The organism is Vibrio panuliri (assembly GCF_009938205.1).
In the GTDB taxonomy this organism is placed as follows: domain Bacteria; phylum Pseudomonadota; class Gammaproteobacteria; order Enterobacterales; family Vibrionaceae; genus Vibrio; species Vibrio panuliri.
Genome location: NZ_AP019654.1, coordinates 2,406,816 through 2,422,453 on the forward strand (window position 1 = coordinate 2,406,816; position 15,638 = coordinate 2,422,453).

11 protein-coding genes and 17 tRNA genes are annotated in these 15,638 nt (G+C 45.8%); 20 read left to right on the plus strand and 8 right to left on the minus strand.

What is annotated here, in order from left to right; translation table 11 throughout:
- Window positions 1-25: 25 nt before the first annotated feature.
- From GZK95_RS10860 to GZK95_RS10960, 20 genes are all read left to right on the plus strand, one after another.
- Window positions 26-970, plus strand: coding sequence for a ribose-phosphate pyrophosphokinase (locus tag GZK95_RS10860; RefSeq protein ID WP_075708575.1), 945 nt, complete (start codon window positions 26-28; stop codon window positions 968-970).
- Between the two features lie 145 nt (window positions 971-1,115).
- Window positions 1,116-1,706 carry an aminoacyl-tRNA hydrolase gene (pth, locus tag GZK95_RS10865; protein WP_075708577.1) on the plus strand — a complete coding sequence of 197 codons (591 nt, stop codon included), beginning with the start codon at window positions 1,116-1,118 and terminating at the stop codon, window positions 1,704-1,706.
- A 10-nt stretch (window positions 1,707-1,716) separates the two neighbouring features.
- On the plus strand, window positions 1,717-2,808 hold the full coding sequence (ychF, locus tag GZK95_RS10870; RefSeq protein WP_075708579.1) for a redox-regulated ATPase YchF: 1,092 nt from the start codon (window positions 1,717-1,719) through the stop codon (window positions 2,806-2,808).
- Between the two features lie 285 nt (window positions 2,809-3,093).
- Window positions 3,094-3,170: transfer RNA gene (locus GZK95_RS10875), tRNA-Met, on the plus strand.
- 37 nt (window positions 3,171-3,207) lie between these two features.
- Window positions 3,208-3,292 (plus strand) — tRNA-Leu (locus GZK95_RS10880).
- 30 nt (window positions 3,293-3,322) lie between these two features.
- A tRNA-Gln gene (locus tag GZK95_RS10885) sits at window positions 3,323-3,397 on the plus strand.
- A 77-nt stretch (window positions 3,398-3,474) separates the two neighbouring features.
- Window positions 3,475-3,551, plus strand: a tRNA-Met gene (locus GZK95_RS10890).
- A gap of 74 nt (window positions 3,552-3,625) precedes the next feature.
- Window positions 3,626-3,710: transfer RNA gene (locus tag GZK95_RS10895), tRNA-Leu, on the plus strand.
- 27 nt (window positions 3,711-3,737) lie between these two features.
- Window positions 3,738-3,822 (plus strand) — tRNA-Leu (locus GZK95_RS10900).
- A gap of 30 nt (window positions 3,823-3,852) precedes the next feature.
- Window positions 3,853-3,927: transfer RNA gene (locus GZK95_RS10905), tRNA-Gln, on the plus strand.
- A 67-nt stretch (window positions 3,928-3,994) separates the two neighbouring features.
- Window positions 3,995-4,079: transfer RNA gene (locus GZK95_RS10915), tRNA-Leu, on the plus strand.
- Between the two features lie 2 nt (window positions 4,080-4,081).
- A tRNA-Met gene (locus GZK95_RS10920) sits at window positions 4,082-4,158 on the plus strand.
- A 52-nt stretch (window positions 4,159-4,210) separates the two neighbouring features.
- Window positions 4,211-4,295, plus strand: a tRNA-Leu gene (locus GZK95_RS10925).
- 27 nt (window positions 4,296-4,322) lie between these two features.
- Window positions 4,323-4,407: transfer RNA gene (locus GZK95_RS10930), tRNA-Leu, on the plus strand.
- 30 nt (window positions 4,408-4,437) lie between these two features.
- Window positions 4,438-4,512: transfer RNA gene (locus tag GZK95_RS10935), tRNA-Gln, on the plus strand.
- A 128-nt stretch (window positions 4,513-4,640) separates the two neighbouring features.
- Window positions 4,641-4,725 (plus strand) — tRNA-Leu (locus tag GZK95_RS10940).
- 29 nt (window positions 4,726-4,754) lie between these two features.
- Window positions 4,755-4,829, plus strand: a tRNA-Gln gene (locus GZK95_RS10945).
- A gap of 128 nt (window positions 4,830-4,957) precedes the next feature.
- Window positions 4,958-5,042: transfer RNA gene (locus GZK95_RS10950), tRNA-Leu, on the plus strand.
- Between the two features lie 29 nt (window positions 5,043-5,071).
- Window positions 5,072-5,146 (plus strand) — tRNA-Gln (locus GZK95_RS10955).
- A 144-nt stretch (window positions 5,147-5,290) separates the two neighbouring features.
- Window positions 5,291-5,375: transfer RNA gene (locus tag GZK95_RS10960), tRNA-Leu, on the plus strand.
- 148 nt (window positions 5,376-5,523) lie between these two features.
- Here GZK95_RS10960 and GZK95_RS10965 read toward each other — a convergent pair.
- From GZK95_RS10965 to flgG, 8 genes are all read right to left on the minus strand, one after another.
- A complete protein-coding gene (locus tag GZK95_RS10965; protein ID WP_075714091.1) occupies window positions 5,524-6,660 on the minus strand; it encodes a flagellin in 1,137 nt (378 codons plus the stop codon).
- Window positions 6,661-7,144: 484 nt separating this feature from the next.
- Window positions 7,145-8,284, minus strand: a complete 1,140-nt coding sequence (locus GZK95_RS10970) for a flagellin (RefSeq protein ID WP_075714089.1) — start codon at window positions 8,282-8,284, stop codon at window positions 7,145-7,147.
- Between the two features lie 365 nt (window positions 8,285-8,649).
- Window positions 8,650-9,843: a flagellar hook-associated protein FlgL gene (gene flgL / locus GZK95_RS10975; protein ID WP_075713477.1), complete on the minus strand. Its 1,194-nt coding sequence runs from the start codon at window positions 9,841-9,843 to the stop codon at window positions 8,650-8,652.
- Between the two features lie 12 nt (window positions 9,844-9,855).
- Window positions 9,856-11,730, minus strand: coding sequence for a flagellar hook-associated protein FlgK (gene flgK / locus GZK95_RS10980; protein WP_075713475.1), 1,875 nt, complete (start codon window positions 11,728-11,730; stop codon window positions 9,856-9,858).
- Between the two features lie 219 nt (window positions 11,731-11,949).
- Window positions 11,950-12,891 carry a flagellar assembly peptidoglycan hydrolase FlgJ gene (flgJ, locus tag GZK95_RS10985; protein WP_075713473.1) on the minus strand — a complete coding sequence of 314 codons (942 nt, stop codon included), beginning with the start codon at window positions 12,889-12,891 and terminating at the stop codon, window positions 11,950-11,952.
- A 9-nt stretch (window positions 12,892-12,900) separates the two neighbouring features.
- The gene (locus GZK95_RS10990) at window positions 12,901-13,992 is read right to left on the minus strand and encodes a flagellar basal body P-ring protein FlgI (RefSeq protein ID WP_075713471.1); all 1,092 of its coding nucleotides are present in this window, start codon (window positions 13,990-13,992) and stop codon (window positions 12,901-12,903) included.
- 51 nt (window positions 13,993-14,043) lie between these two features.
- Complete coding sequence (flgH, locus tag GZK95_RS10995; protein ID WP_075706619.1) at window positions 14,044-14,823, minus strand: flagellar basal body L-ring protein FlgH; 780 nt, start codon at window positions 14,821-14,823, stop codon at window positions 14,044-14,046.
- Window positions 14,824-14,842: 19 nt separating this feature from the next.
- Window positions 14,843-15,631 (minus strand): flagellar basal-body rod protein FlgG, encoded by a 789-nt coding sequence (gene flgG, locus GZK95_RS11000; RefSeq protein ID WP_075706620.1) that lies wholly within the window; start codon window positions 15,629-15,631, stop codon window positions 14,843-14,845.
- Window positions 15,632-15,638: the final 7 nt, after the last annotated feature.

The window sequence follows — 15,638 nt, forward strand, 5'->3', positions numbered from 1 at the left end:
TGGACGCAAACCTGAGGTTTCCACCGTGCCTGATATGAAGCTATTTGCTGGTAACGCAACACCTGAACTAGCCCAACGTATTGCTGATCGTCTATACATCTCTCTTGGTGACGCAAGTGTTTCTCGTTTCTCTGACGGCGAAGTCGCTGTACAAATTAACGAAAACGTACGTGGTAGTGATGTATTTATCATCCAATCAACTTGTGCACCAACCAACGACAACCTAATGGAACTTGTCGTAATGATTGATGCAATGCGCCGCGCTTCTGCGGGCCGTATTACAGCAGTAATCCCTTACTTTGGTTACGCTCGCCAAGACCGTCGTGTACGTTCTGCGCGTGTGCCAATCACTGCGAAAGTAGTGGCAGACTTCCTGTCTAACGTAGGTGTAGACCGCGTTCTAACTATCGACCTACACGCAGAGCAAATTCAAGGCTTCTTCGATGTACCAGTAGATAACATCTTCGGTACACCAGTGCTGCTGGATGACATGCAGTCACGTGGTCTAGAAAACCCTGTTGTGGTTTCTCCTGATCTAGGTGGTGTTGTTCGTGCTCGCGCAACTGCAAAAGCACTAGGCGATATCGACATTGCTATCGTTGACAAACGTCGCCCACGTGCAAACGTTTCTGAAGTAATGAACCTAATCGGTGACGTTGAAGGTCGTGACTGTGTGATCGTTGATGACATGATCGATACAGGTGGCACTCTATGTAAAGCAGCTGAAGCGCTTAAAGAGCGTGGTGCAAAACGTGTATTCGCTTACGCAACTCACGCTGTATTCTCAGGCAACGCTGCAGACAACATTAAGAACTCTGTACTAGACCAAGTGATCGTGACTGACTCAATCACTCTGTCTAAAGAGATGGAAGCAACAGGCAAAGTAACCACTCTGAGCCTATCTCGCATGTTAGCTGAAGCGATTCGTCGTATCAGCAACGAAGAGTCTATCTCTGCAATGTTCAACTAATCCAACCGATTAGCACGTTTTCAAGACACCCCTTTTAAGGGGTGTTTTTTTATTCCGCCAGTATAGCAACTCGCCCAATCTCGCCTGATTGCGATTTTGTGTGCTATCATACTGCGCTTTTTGAGATTCCAGAGAGATCCTAACCTTGACTCAACAGATCAAACTTCTTGTCGGACTGGCTAACCCTGGCCCTGAATACGCTAAGACTCGCCATAATGCGGGTGCTTGGGTGGTTGAGGAGTTAGCTCGCGTTCATAACGTTACGCTAAAGAATGAGCCAAAGTTCTTTGGTCTTACTGGACGTATCATGGTAAATGGTGAGGATCTACGCCTATTGATCCCAACTACTTTTATGAACCTATCTGGCAAAGCAGTCTCTGCGCTGGCTAAGTTCTACCAAATTAAACCAGAGGAAATCATGGTCGCTCATGATGAGCTAGACTTGCCTCCTGGTGTCGCTAAATTCAAAAAAGGCGGCGGCCATGGTGGTCACAATGGTTTACGTGACACCATTAGCAAATTAGGCAACAACAAAGAGTTTTATCGTCTCCGCATTGGCATTGGCCATCCGGGACACAAAGATAAAGTGGCTGGTTATGTGCTAGGCAAGGCTCCTGCGAAAGAGCATGAGCAATTAGAAGCAGCAGCTGATGAAGCTGTTCGCTGTCTCGACATCTTACTAAAAGATGGTCTAAGCAAAGCACAAAACCGCTTACACACGTTCAAAGCTGAATAAGGTTACAATCATGGGTTTTAAATGTGGCATCGTTGGTCTACCAAACGTTGGTAAATCAACTCTGTTCAATGCACTAACTAAAGCGGGTATCGAAGCAGCAAACTTCCCGTTCTGTACTATCGAACCAAACACTGGTGTGGTTCCTGTGCCAGATCTACGTCTAGATGCGTTGGCAAAAATTGTGAACCCTCAGCGCGTACTGCCAACAACAATGGAGTTCGTTGACATCGCTGGTCTTGTGGCTGGCGCATCTCGTGGTGAAGGTCTAGGTAACAAATTCCTAGCAAACATCCGTGAAACTGACGCAATTGGTCACGTTGTTCGTTGTTTTGAAAACGAAAACATCATTCACGTTGCTGGTAAAGTATCACCAATCGAAGATATCGAAGTGATCAACCTTGAACTAGCACTTGCTGACTTAGACTCTTGTGAGCGTGCAATTCAACGTAACGCGAAAAAAGCCAAAGGCGGCGACAAAGACGCTAAGTTCGAACTAACAGTACTAGAAAAGCTACTGCCAGTTCTAACTGAAGGTGGTTCTGCGCGTACAGTTAATCTGGCCAAAGAAGAGTTAGCGGCAGTAGGTTACCTAAACTTCCTAACGCTTAAGCCTACGATGTACATCGCTAACGTCAACGAAGATGGCTTCGAGAACAACCCATACCTAGATGCAGTTCGTGAGTTTGCAGAAAAAGAGAACAACGTAGTAGTTCCTGTTTGTGCAGCGATTGAATCAGAAATGGCTGAACTAGAAGATGACGAGCGCGAAGAGTTCCTAGCAGACATGGGCATCGAAGAACCAGGTCTAAACCGCGTGATTCGCGCAGGCTATGAGCTACTTAACCTACACACTTACTTCACAGCAGGTGTTAAAGAAGTTCGTGCATGGACTATCCCTGTAGGTGCAACAGCACCTAAAGCTGCGGGTAAGATCCATACTGACTTTGAAAAAGGCTTTATCCGTGCCGAAGTTGTTGGCTATGATGACTTTATCCAGTTCAACGGCGAAAGCGGTGCTAAAGATGCAGGTAAATGGCGTCTTGAAGGTAAAGAATACATCGTAAAAGATGGTGATGTAGTGCACTTCCGCTTCAACGTATAATTAACTGCCTAATTTTTGCGCAAGTTATTGAGTTTAAAAGCCAGCTTCATTGCTGGCTTTTTTATACCACTCAATATCACGACTATTTAAATCATCATGTCGATGTCATTTTGTTAGCAGTTTTCGATCATTAACGCGCCTCTTTGCTTAAAAAGGAATCGAACGATTCATTTATCCGAATTTCTTCAAAAAAACTATTGACGGTTCTCGCTCAGATACGCATAATGCGCCCCGTTCCCAACGAGACGACAACGAATCAGAAAGGAACGAAAACAACATGGTAATGGCTACGTAGCTCAGCTGGTTAGAGCACATCACTCATAATGATGGGGTCACAGGTTCGAATCCCGTCGTAGCCACCATTCCTAAATGTTCTTTCAAGAGCAATTAGGAATAGATGCGGAAATGGCGGAATTGGTAGACGCACCAGATTTAGGTTCTGGCGCCGCAAGGTGTGAGAGTTCAAGTCTCTCTTTCCGCACCATGTTTTAACTGTCTTTGGACAGTTGCCTGCAGGTCTATCGCCAAGCGGTAAGGCAGCGGCTTTTGATGCCGCCATTCCCTGGTTCGAATCCAGGTAGACCTGCCACTAATTAAAGTGAAAACCTTTTGAAAAAGGGGTTGTCACTCAGAGCGTGAAGGTTTATATTGTCTCGCTCACAAGATGGCTACGTAGCTCAGCTGGTTAGAGCACATCACTCATAATGATGGGGTCACAGGTTCGAATCCCGTCGTAGCCACCATTCTTTCCTTGAGAAAGAAACAAATTAAACTGTTAGTTTTTACCAATTAACTATCAGTTATGTAGATTCAAGACGCGGAAGTGGCGGAATTGGTAGACGCACCAGATTTAGGTTCTGGCGCCGCAAGGTGTAAGAGTTCAAGTCTCTTCTTCCGCACCATCTTGAAATAATCTACACCCAAATTATGCGGAAATGGCGGAATTGGTAGACGCACCAGATTTAGGTTCTGGCGCCGCAAGGTGTGAGAGTTCAAGTCTCTCTTTCCGCACCATAATTTGATAGTCTAACGACTATGCCCTGCAGGTCTATCGCCAAGCGGTAAGGCAGCGGCTTTTGATGCCGCCATTCCCTGGTTCGAATCCAGGTAGACCTGCCATTATTCACCTATGAAAATAGGTAACGTTATTGATGTTATGCCAATTACATCAGTAACTAAAAAAGATGCGGAAATGGCGGAATTGGTAGACGCACCAGATTTAGGTTCTGGCGCCGCAAGGTGTGAGAGTTCAAGTCTCTCTTTCCGCACCATTGGCTACGTAGCTCAGCTGGTTAGAGCACATCACTCATAATGATGGGGTCACAGGTTCGAATCCCGTCGTAGCCACCATATTAAACTGACAGTTGATCGTTTAACTTTCAGTTACGTAGAGATTCAAGACGCGGAAATGGCGGAATTGGTAGACGCACCAGATTTAGGTTCTGGCGCCGCAAGGTGTGAGAGTTCAAGTCTCTCTTTCCGCACCATCTTGAATTAATCTATAAACAAATTATGCGGAAGTGGCGGAATTGGTAGACGCACCAGATTTAGGTTCTGGCGCCGCAAGGTGTAAGAGTTCAAGTCTCTTCTTCCGCACCATAATTTGATAGTCTAATGACTATAACCTGCAGGTCTATCGCCAAGCGGTAAGGCAGCGGCTTTTGATGCCGCCATTCCCTGGTTCGAATCCAGGTAGACCTGCCATTATTTATAGGTTCAGTGGATTACATCTTTTTGATGCCTCGTCTATTGTCCCTGGCTCGGCTCTTAGTAGCCTGCCATTACAACTTCATATGGCTTATACCAATTAGCGGTATGAATATAAAACAGATGCGGAAATGGCGGAATTGGTAGACGCACCAGATTTAGGTTCTGGCGCCGCAAGGTGTGAGAGTTCAAGTCTCTCTTTCCGCACCATTATTCGATAATCCTAGATTATCATCTGCAGGTCTATCGCCAAGCGGTAAGGCAGCGGCTTTTGATGCCGCCATTCCCTGGTTCGAATCCAGGTAGACCTGCCATTATTTATAGGTTCAGTGGATTACATCTTTTTGATGCCTCGTCTATTGTCCCTGGCTCGGCTCTTAGTAGCCTGCCATTACAACTTCATATGGCTTATACCAATTAGCGGTATGAATATAAAACAGATGCGGAAATGGCGGAATTGGTAGACGCACCAGATTTAGGTTCTGGCGCCGCAAGGTGTGAGAGTTCAAGTCTCTCTTTCCGCACCATTATTCGATAATCCTAGATTATCATCTGCAGGTCTATCGCCAAGCGGTAAGGCAGCGGCTTTTGATGCCGCCATTCCCTGGTTCGAATCCAGGTAGACCTGCCATTATTTATAGGTTCAGTGGATTACATCTTTTTGATGCCTCGTCTATTGTCCCTGGCTCGGCTCTAAGTAGCCTGCCATTATTCACCTATGAAAATAGGTAACGTTATTGATGTTATACCAATTACGTCAGTAACTAAAAAACATGCGGAAATGGCGGAATTGGTAGACGCACCAGATTTAGGTTCTGGCGCCGCAAGGTGTGAGAGTTCAAGTCTCTCTTTCCGCACCATATACATCGAACCCAGCTTTATGCTGGGTTTTGTGTTTTTGGGCGTTTAATCTTCACCGCCCTTTCAACTCCTACCTAATGAATATAACCCTACTCTTAAGCATAAAAAAACCAGCCCGAAGGCTGGCTTTTTAGCGATGGTGAATACTTAACCTAGTAAGCCCAATGCAGAGTTAGGCGCTTGCTTGGCTTGCGCCAGTACTGAGCTTGAAGCTTGGCTAAGGATTTGAGATTTAGTCAAGGCTGTCGTCTCTTTCGCAAAGTCGGTATCTTTGATACGGCTCTTCGATGCATTCACATTTTCATTGATGTTATCAAGGTTATTGATCGCATGTTCAAAACGGTTTTGGAATGCACCCAGCTCAGCACGGTGACTATCTACAAATTTAAGCGCAGAGTCTACAATAGCGACTGACTCTTGAGCTCCCGCAACTGACGTCACGTCAATTGTATCAACCGTGACTGATTTCGCTTCACCAAAGTTTAGCTCGCCAGCTAAACCGCCCGAGAAACTCACAGGGCCTGAAACCGTGTTGTTGTCAGCAAATACTTGAAGTTTGCCATCATCGCCCACTGAAGCCGTCACCATGTCAGTCTGACCATTAATATAAGTCGCTAACTCTTCGATATCGTCTCCCGCTTTAGCGGTGATATTGATGGTTTGCTCTGTGCCAGTTAGTTTATCTGTCAGCTTAATAGCAAGATCGCTAGCGTCAGATTTTACTTCCCAACTTGGATCTTTTGCCGTAGCGGCAACATAGCTATTACCACCCATCATTTTATTGTCACTACGCATATTGTTTAGCGTTAGCATTACCGCTTCACCATTGTCGGCACCAATTTGCATCGACTTAGTAGTAAACGTACCGTTAAGCAGCTTATTGCCACCGAATGACGTTGTTTCTGCAATACGGTTTAGCTCATCATTCAGTGCCGTCACTTCTTCTTGGATCGCTACACGCTCAGCTTTAGAGTTCGAGCCGTTTGCAGATTGCAGTGATAGGTCACGCATACGTTGCAAAATATTGGTCGTCTCATTCATCGCACCTTCAGCGGTTTGAGCAATCGAGACACCATCATTCGCATTGCGCACCGCTACATCTAGGCCGCGACTTTGAACATTCAAACGGTTAGAGATCTGTAGACCTGCAGCATCGTCTTTCGCGCTATTGATTTTAGAACCAGAAGATAAACGTTCCATCGACGTTTGCTGCGCGCTCGTTGCACTATTTAGGTAACGTTGTGCTGTCATTGCTGACACGTTTGTATTTACATTCACCGCCATGGTGGTTCTCCTGTTGATTTCCGTTGATGCGGAAGTTCCGAACGGTTTCCGACGTCTCGGTAAACCAAAAGTTCTCTCAAAGTAACCTTAATAGCGACGAGTGATTGATTAACTTTAGAGCATTTTTGAAAAACGCATAAAAAAGAGCCATTTAGTGGCAAATTGTTGAGCGGTATCTAAAAGCAGAAAAAAAAGATTAAAGTTTTCTAACTGATTGAAATGAATGGCGGAGTTTGGCGTGTTACAGCGAGAGTTCTAAGAATTTAGATAAAAGAAAAGCCCCATCCTTTGAGAGAACCGGGGCTATGGAGGTAGCCAATGTGGAGATCGAGAGAAATGATCACAGCTTGGCTGCCATGACATAAGTAAGCATTAATTAGGGGCAGGTTTTGAGAGAGAGCCCCGGCAAGCAGTTTACTTATGTTTGCCGCAATCACCCTGCTCACCCCACGTCTGGGATCGATGTGAGCAAGGCTACTTGCTGTTACTGCAATAGTGTCATTGCAGAGTTTGGCAACTGTTTTGCTTGAGCCAGAATTGAAGTACCAGCTTGTTGCAGAATTTGTGCTTTGGTCATTGCCGTTGTTTCTTTAGCAAAATCAGTATCACGGATTCGGCTGTTCGAAGACTCAACGTTTTCTTGGATGTTCGCCAAGTTATTAATGCTGTGACTTAGGCGGTTTTGTTTTGCACCAAGGTCCGCACGTTGTGAATCAACATATTTCAATGCTGAATCAACAATACCAACGGCATTTTGCGCGCCACCAACGCTTGTTACATCAATATCTTGCGTCGTAGTTCGCACACCTGGGCCTGACTCCAAGCCAAGATCACCAGCCAAACCACCGCTGAATGAGATGTTGCCTTGTAGATTTGGCTCCGCGGCAAATAGTTGCAGCTTACCGTCCTCATCTACCGATGCTTTAAGCAAGTCAGTTTGACCATTTAGGTACGTTGCTAGCTCTTCGATGTCATCGCCCACTTTGGCATTCACTGCAAGGTTGACCAGCTCACCACTTTTAGTCGTAAACTCAATCTTTAGATCGCTCTTACCTTGCGCCACACCCCAAGTGTTGTCTTTACCATTAGTGGCAACAAAGCTTTGTCCACCCATGCGGTAATCATCAGCACGCACACTGGTTAGACCCATAATCATTGCTTCACCTGAGCTGGCACCAATTTGGAATGACGCTTCACCAAATGAGCCATTCAGTAGCTTACGGCCACCAAAAGACGTGGTTTCCGCAATACGGTTCAACTCGTCTTGCAGTGCTGAAACTTCTTCGTTGATTGCTTCACGCTCTGAATCAGAGTTCGTGCCGTTCGCCGACTGTAATGATAGGTCGCGGATACGCTGCAGAATAGAGGTCGATTCGTTTAGAGCACCTTCTGCGGTTTGGGCGATAGAGATACCATCGTTGGCGTTGCGCATTGCCACGTCAAGACCACGAGACTGTGCAGTCAAGCGGTTAGAGATCTGCAGACCCGCAGCATCGTCTTTGGCACTATTAATCTTTTGACCAGATGACAAACGTTCCATTGACGTGTTCAGGTCACCCGTCGCTTTATTCAAGTAACGCTGTGCTGTCATTGCAGAGACGTTAGTATTTACTGTAATGGTCATAGGTTGCTCTCCTAGTGAGTTCGCAAGTACTCGCGAAGCGGTCAGCTTGATCTCATTGGGAAGCACTGACCGTAAATGACTTGCTAAGTAAGCGACTGCCTACTTAAAAACCGTTTAATTTAACTCTTGTTTATCTAATTCAATTAGCATGCCAACTAAGTAAAAACATAAAAATAATTTTATACATGATTATTTTCAATGAGTTAGACAAAAGGCATCTCTTATACCTATCGAACTCTTTCTACTCGTTTTCTACTTATTGCCGCTTTTTTGCCCCATCCATTGCCACGGTGAATTTATTCACCCTGTTTCTCTATAGATGGCACCACTGTCAAATTTCGCGCTTATGGCATTGCACATAAGGCTTATATGTAGTTAAACAGTGTTAAATCCTTTGTTTTACCAAAAGCTTGTTGAGATGCCTGTAGCGCGCGTGAGTTTTCATTAAACTCAATCACTGCTGCGGCATAATCAAGATCTTCAAAATTGCTCTTTGATTTCGCCAACGTCATTTTAAAATCTTGATGTTGTTGCTCTTGGATATCGAGAGTGCTTAAGCGTGCACCCACATCTGAACGCGCTTTGTTCATTTGAATAAAGCCCGCATGAAATTCTTGTACCACTCGCTGTAACTCTGCCGTGTTAGAAGCATCAGAGACCGAACCATCAGACAAATCTCGCGCCTCTTTAAAAGTTTCAAACAAGCTAACATTCTTCTGAGGTTTTAGGTCGATCACGTCGCCTTTGGTTATCTGACCTTTAACTTGAATCGATAGGTCACCATACTGAATCCCATCAGCAGGATTGAACTCATCAGCTTTGACTACGCTACCGTTCCGTTCTAACTGATAACCGTATTTTTCATTCGGCATATCAACAAAGGTAAGTTTGTACTCCGCTTTATCGTCACTATCGCTGTTAGTTGCACGTTCAAGCAGCAGTTCAGAGCCTTCTTGCAACTGATAGCTAGGCTTGTAATCACCAAAGGGATTGGCGACTTCCATAAATACCTTGTTGCCAGGGAAGTTAATTGGCATCTCCTGACTGTTAGAAATACGCATCTTTCTTTGATAGTCATCGCCCGAGTAACTGATGTTACCCGCCTTATCGCTAAAAAATGGCTGCACCTTTGCCTTGGTTCCGGAAAACACATAGTTACCAGACTCATCTTGTGTGTTGGCTAAAGTCAGTAGATTGCTAAACAGCTCTTCAATTTCACGACGTTTGGCTTGTCGATCCTCAGGTGAAAGTGAGCCGTTGATCATTTCCATCACGGTACGCTTCCCCTCATCGACATAGTCTTCAGCATTCGCCATGATCACCTCATTGTGCTGAAGGCGACTACGTGTCAGTACAATGGCATCAACATATTGTTGAAGCTGCTGACTTTGCTGACCAATATTTTGGATGTAGTGAGTGGCCAACGGGTTGTCACTTGGCTGCAAAAGCTTTTTGCCTGAGGCAAGTTGCGCTTGGTTGTGGTGAACCTTGCCTTCTTGTCTGCGCAAATCATTCTGTACTGATTGGTAGTTATGAAAGCTGGAAATTCTATTCATCATTTAGTCGCTCTCCTACCTTAGTGCCAAGATGGTATCGAAGGTTTCATTGGCGGCTTGCATCACACGCGATGAGGCCATATAAGCTTGTTGAAACTTCATCATATTGGCGGCTTCTTCATCTAGGTTGACCCCAGATATAGAGGCTATACGCTCCTCCGCCGATTCCTTTTCAATACGAGAGACATCGGTTAACTTAGAAGCGGTAGACAACTTCAAGCCAACATCCGTATTGAGGTCATGATAAATATCGATAATCGATGATTGACCGCCATTAAGGTGTTTATCAGTCTGCAGATACAACATCTTACGTAAGTTGCCGTTACCACCATCTGAAGGCACAAGGTTCGCAGTAAACTTGTCGTTTGGTAGTGCACCCTTTGAGAGGGTAAAACTCGTCCCTTGAACCGTAACCTCTCCTTTCGGTGGATAAGGCTGCGGCTGCTGCAAAACTTTGCCGTTTTTATCGGTAACGGCAAACTGGGTACCATCCGGCGAAATAATCACTTCAAACTCTTTTAGGTCACCGGCTTGTTGAATGTCAAAGCTGGCAGTACCTTGGGCAAATGTCGTGGATGCTTCATAGCTTTGTGCGGCAATCTTTGTCGCATCGGTGGTCGCTAACTGAATCTGACCCGCTCCAGAGCGCGTAGGACGAATAAGCACTCGTTCACCACTAGCAAGCCCTTGATTAATTTCGATACGTAATCCATCCACACTAATGGCATTGTCTTTCACCGCAACGGCGGAGCGTTCACCATCAGGGCGGGTAACATAATAGTCACTGCCATCGTACTGCAGCGAATACTCACCAGCTTTCAATGGAGTGACGTTTTCAATGTAAACCGCCAGATCCGCTTGGGAGTTTGAGGCAGTCACGACACGTGATTTAGCCGCAACCTGCGAGTTGATGTCGGTAAACAAGTTATCACCCACTTTGCCGTTCAAATCCAAACCTTGCGACTGAAGGTAGTTAACAGCATTAACGTAACCGATCGTCATTTTGCCTAGTTCATCAAGCACGTCAGGGATTTTTTCATCACGCATATCGAGCATGGCACCGATTTTCCCATCCATATCTTTGCTGGTGATCGGCTTAATGCCCTCGCCTTCGATCATTGCCAATCGACGCTGATGAACATCAGGAAAACCATCAACCAATGCAAGTTGGCTTGCTTCCGTGCCAGAGACCAAGGTATGACCATTGCCGATATGAACGTTAAAGCCTTCGCGATTTGAGCGGGGAGTCACGGTCACTTTAGTATATTCAGACAGTTCCGCGACGAGCTTTTCATGGGTATCCATCAAGTCGTTGTGTGGACCTGGGGTACGCATCATCAGACGATGAATATCACGAATTTCAGTACCAATTTGGTTGATGCGCTCTACGCCAAGCTCTAGTTTTTTGTTGACGACATCATGCTGACGACGAACATCTTCATAAAAGTCATTAAGATTCTGTGCGATTAGACCCGCCTTCTCTAGCACAACCTTACGTGAACCAACATCGTTTGGGCTGTCCGCTAACGACTTAACCGCGTCAAACCAACTGTTCATGTTTTCGGGAATTTTCTTTGACGAAACCGAAGAGAGCAAACCAGATAACATCTCCAGATCTTCTTCTGAGTCACGGCGCTTAGCAAAATTGGTCGTCGATAAGTTCAACTCATTCACGGCAAACTGATCCCATGAGCGGCGAACATTTTCCACATGCACGCCCATGCCGTAAGTTTGTCCACCAAACTGGCGCGGATCACTTGTTCCTTGTATAACAGATTGGCGACTATAACCTTCTGTATTAACGTTAGAAATGTTGTGACCAGTGGTATTGAGTTGTCTCTGAGCGGTTAAGACACTTTGTGTACCTAACCCCAAAAGATCCGACGCCATACTGCCCCCGAAAACCTAATAAAATCAGCATTTGCTGAGTAACTTATAGGTAACTAGCAAGTTATGTGCCAAAAGAAGAGAGCATTCAGCGTGGTGGGGTTGTTGGGCTCAACCGGGTGAGAAATGTGCGTCGAGAAACTTAAGAGAAAGTAAGGAACCTAGCGTCGAGCAATCTAAGCTCAACATTCTTAGATATAAAAAATCACCCGAAGGTGATTCTTACATCTGATCTATTTTCGATTTAACCCTTAACACCTTGTCTGCGTATTGAGGGTCAGTCGCATATCCTGCCTGATGGATCCCACGAATAAACTCTTCATTACTCCCACCATGACGCAGTGCGGTGGTGTAACGTGGGTTTTCATTAAGGAAGCGAACATAGTCGTTAAAGCTCTGCTCATAATCTTGATAAGCACGGAACGCCGCTTTTTCTTGTACAGGAACACCTTGGTGATACTCCAAGGTCTGTGTTGCAACCTTACTTCCAGACCAACTCTTGTCAGCCTTAATATTAAATAGGTTGTGACTATTACCGCGGCTGTTTGCCACCATTTTTTGCCCCCATCCCGTTTCCAATGCTGCTTGAGCAAGTAACAGTGATGAGTCCACACCTAAAGCTTTCGCGGCTTTATCAGCATAAGGCTTCATGGAGGCAACAAAAGATTCTGGAGAATCAAATCGGCTTGGCGATGGCTTCGACTGTGCGACCTCAGGAGCTTGTGCCACCACAGCAGTTTCACCATTTCGCTCTCGTACTTCTTGCTCATGACGAGCTCGATCTACTTTTTGCATTAGATGCTCAAAGTCGTTATCTCGAGCATTGGCACTCTGGTTTTCAATCGAGCCAGTGCTCAATTGAGCAACAATCATATCCGCAAGTCCAAGAGAACCCGATGAACTCAACTCACTCGCCATTTGATCATCGAGCATTTGGCGATAAAACTGCTGGTTTTGACTGTCCATCAGACCGGATTCGAAGGTCGCATTGGCATCACGCATTGACTTAAACAACATATTGGTAAAGATCGCTTCAAACTGCTTAGCAGCAGCCGACAACGCTTCTTTTTCGCTTTTCTCATCACCATTGACGGCTTGCTGACGAAGTCTGTCTAGCCCCGCCAAGTCGTTGATAAAACCAATGTCGTTACCGTTGTTAATCATGTGAATCCCTTAAATGATGATCAGTTGGCCTTCAATCGCGCCAGCTTGCTTGAGAGCTTGCAAAATCGCCATTAAATCGGAAGGAGCCGCACCCACTTCGTTCACAGCACGGACGAGGTCATCGAGCGTTAACCCTGGCTCAAACTTGAACATCTTGCCTTTTTCTTCCGTGACTTCAATATCCGAATCAGGCACGACAACCGTATCACCACCACTAAATGGATTAGGTTGACTCACGTTTAAATTCTCTTTAATCGCCACCGTCATACCACCATGAGTGACCGCAGCAGGTTTCAAGCGCACATGCTTACCAACGACGATAGTGCCTGTGCGAGAGTTAACAATTATTTTCGCAGAGCCTTCTGCTGGGTTGAACTCAAGATTTTCAACTGCGGATAGAAAAGCGACTCGTTGGCTGATATCTCTTGGCGCACGGATTTTAACCGACGTAGCATCAACCGCTTGCGCCATTTGTGGACCAAGGAAATTATTCACTGCATCAGCCATACGCTGTGCCGTGGTAAAGTCAGACTCAAGTAGGTTAAAGGTAATGTAATCACCGCGGCTAAATGGGGTCGGGATCTCACGTTCAACAATCGCGCCGTTCGAAATCATACCGGCAGTTGGGTTGTTACCAACGATTTTCGAACCATCGGCTCCCGTGGCACTAAAACCACTCACCACTAAGTTGCCCTGCGCAACGGCGTAAATTTGACCATCAAGACCTTTCAGCATGGTTTGCATTAGCGTACCACCACGTAGGCTTTTCGCTGAGCCGATAGATGAAACCGTCACATCGATACTCTGACCTTGCTTGGAGAATGCAGGTAACTCTGCGGTTACGATTACCGCTGCGACGTTTTTGGTTTTTGGTTTCGTGCCGGGCGGCAATTGGATGCCGAAGTTTTGCAACATGGCATTAAAGCTTTGGTCAGTAAAAGGCGTTGACTCTCCAGTACCCGGTAGGCCCGTCACTAGACCGTAACCTACCAATTGGTTGCTACGCACACCGGCCACTTGCGCTACGTCTTTAATACGCGCAGCATGTGCCGATGTCACGAACATAATCAAACTGGTAAAAAGGAGTAACGCTTTTTTCATTGTGATACCTGTAACTGGAAGACGATGTCAAAACACCGTCTTTAAATTGTGTTACAGAGATACATTGAAGAATCGTGCCAAGAATCCTGGTTCTTGCATATCTTGCTGAGTACCCGTCCCAGAGTAGCGAATACGAGCATTGGAAACGCGAGTTGAAGCAATGGTATTATCGTAGGTAATATCGTCCGGACGGATGGTGCCGCTTAAACGAATATACTCATCACCGGTGTTTAACGTCAGCCATTTTTCACCACGAATTACCAAGTTACCATTCGCTAATACTTCAATCACCTCAACGGTAATCGAACCCGATAAGCTGTTGCTTTGGTTGGCTTCTGAACTGCCGCTAAACTTGTTATCGTTGGAAAGGTTGTAGGAGAAATTGTAGTCACCAACATTAAGTTGCTTGCCACCCACTTCTAGTGGATCCATGTTTGCCGCATTGTTTTTCGACAAGTCAGCATCCGCACTCTTTGCCGCCTTCGTTTTTTCGTCTAGGGTCACGGTAATGATATCACCAATGCCGTGAGGCTTAGAGTCGTCATATAAGCTAGTAGAGCTTGCGGTATTAAATAGCGAGCCGGTCTCTGCTGCATAGTGCTCTGGTTGATGCTTTGGATGAATTGGCGCCCATGCAGGGTCGCCTGCAACCGGATCATTTCTGCCGCGCAAGGTATCAATAATCCCTGAACTGGTATCGCTAGACTTGTCCCCTTCAACCGCATCAACCGTGGTCGTGCCTTGAGTAACATCCGGCGTTTCAACTGGAGTATTAAACATTGAGCAACCTGACATAAGACTAATCAGGAGCAAAGGAAGAAAGCGCTTCATGTTGTTAACCTCTCAGACGTTATAGTTGCTGGTTAACAAAGCTCATCATCTTGTCTACCGCAGAAATAACTTTAGAGTTCATTTCGTAGACTCGTTGAGCTTCAATCATGTTCACCAACTCTTCAGTCACATTGACGTTAGAGGTTTCTAGCATTGATTGGCGAATATCACCAAAACCGTCTAGACCCGGTACCCCTTCTTGAGGATCGCCACTTGCACCTGTAGGTAAATATAAGTTCTGACCGATCGGTTCTAGACCACCCGGGTTAACAAAATCAACCGTTGTGATCTGACCTACTACTTGGTTATCTTGTTGACCACGTAAACGCACAGAGACTTCACCATCCGTACCGATAGTGATACCCACCGCATCTTGTGGGATGACGATTTCAGGCTCTAGTGCATAACCCGCACCCGACGTAACCAGCGCACCTTCATCATTCACAGTGAACTGACCGTTACGGCTATAACCAATGTTGCCATCCGGCATCAAGATCTGGAAGAAACCATCGCCTTCGATCATCATATCTAAGCTGTTGCTGGTCGTTTGCGCGTTACCATTGGTATGCACTTTTTGAGTCGCCACAACCTTTGAACCCGCCCCAAGCATTAAACCACTTGGTAGCTCCGTATTTTGTGATGACTGGCCACCCGCTTGGTTGATATTTTGGTAAAACAAATCTTCAAATACCGCACGGCTTTTTTTATAACCAACGGTTGAGGCGTTAGCTAAGTTGTTCGAAATCGTTGAAATGTTGGTTTGCTGCGCGTCTAAGCCAGTCTTACTTACCCATAGTGCCGGATGCATAACTCTC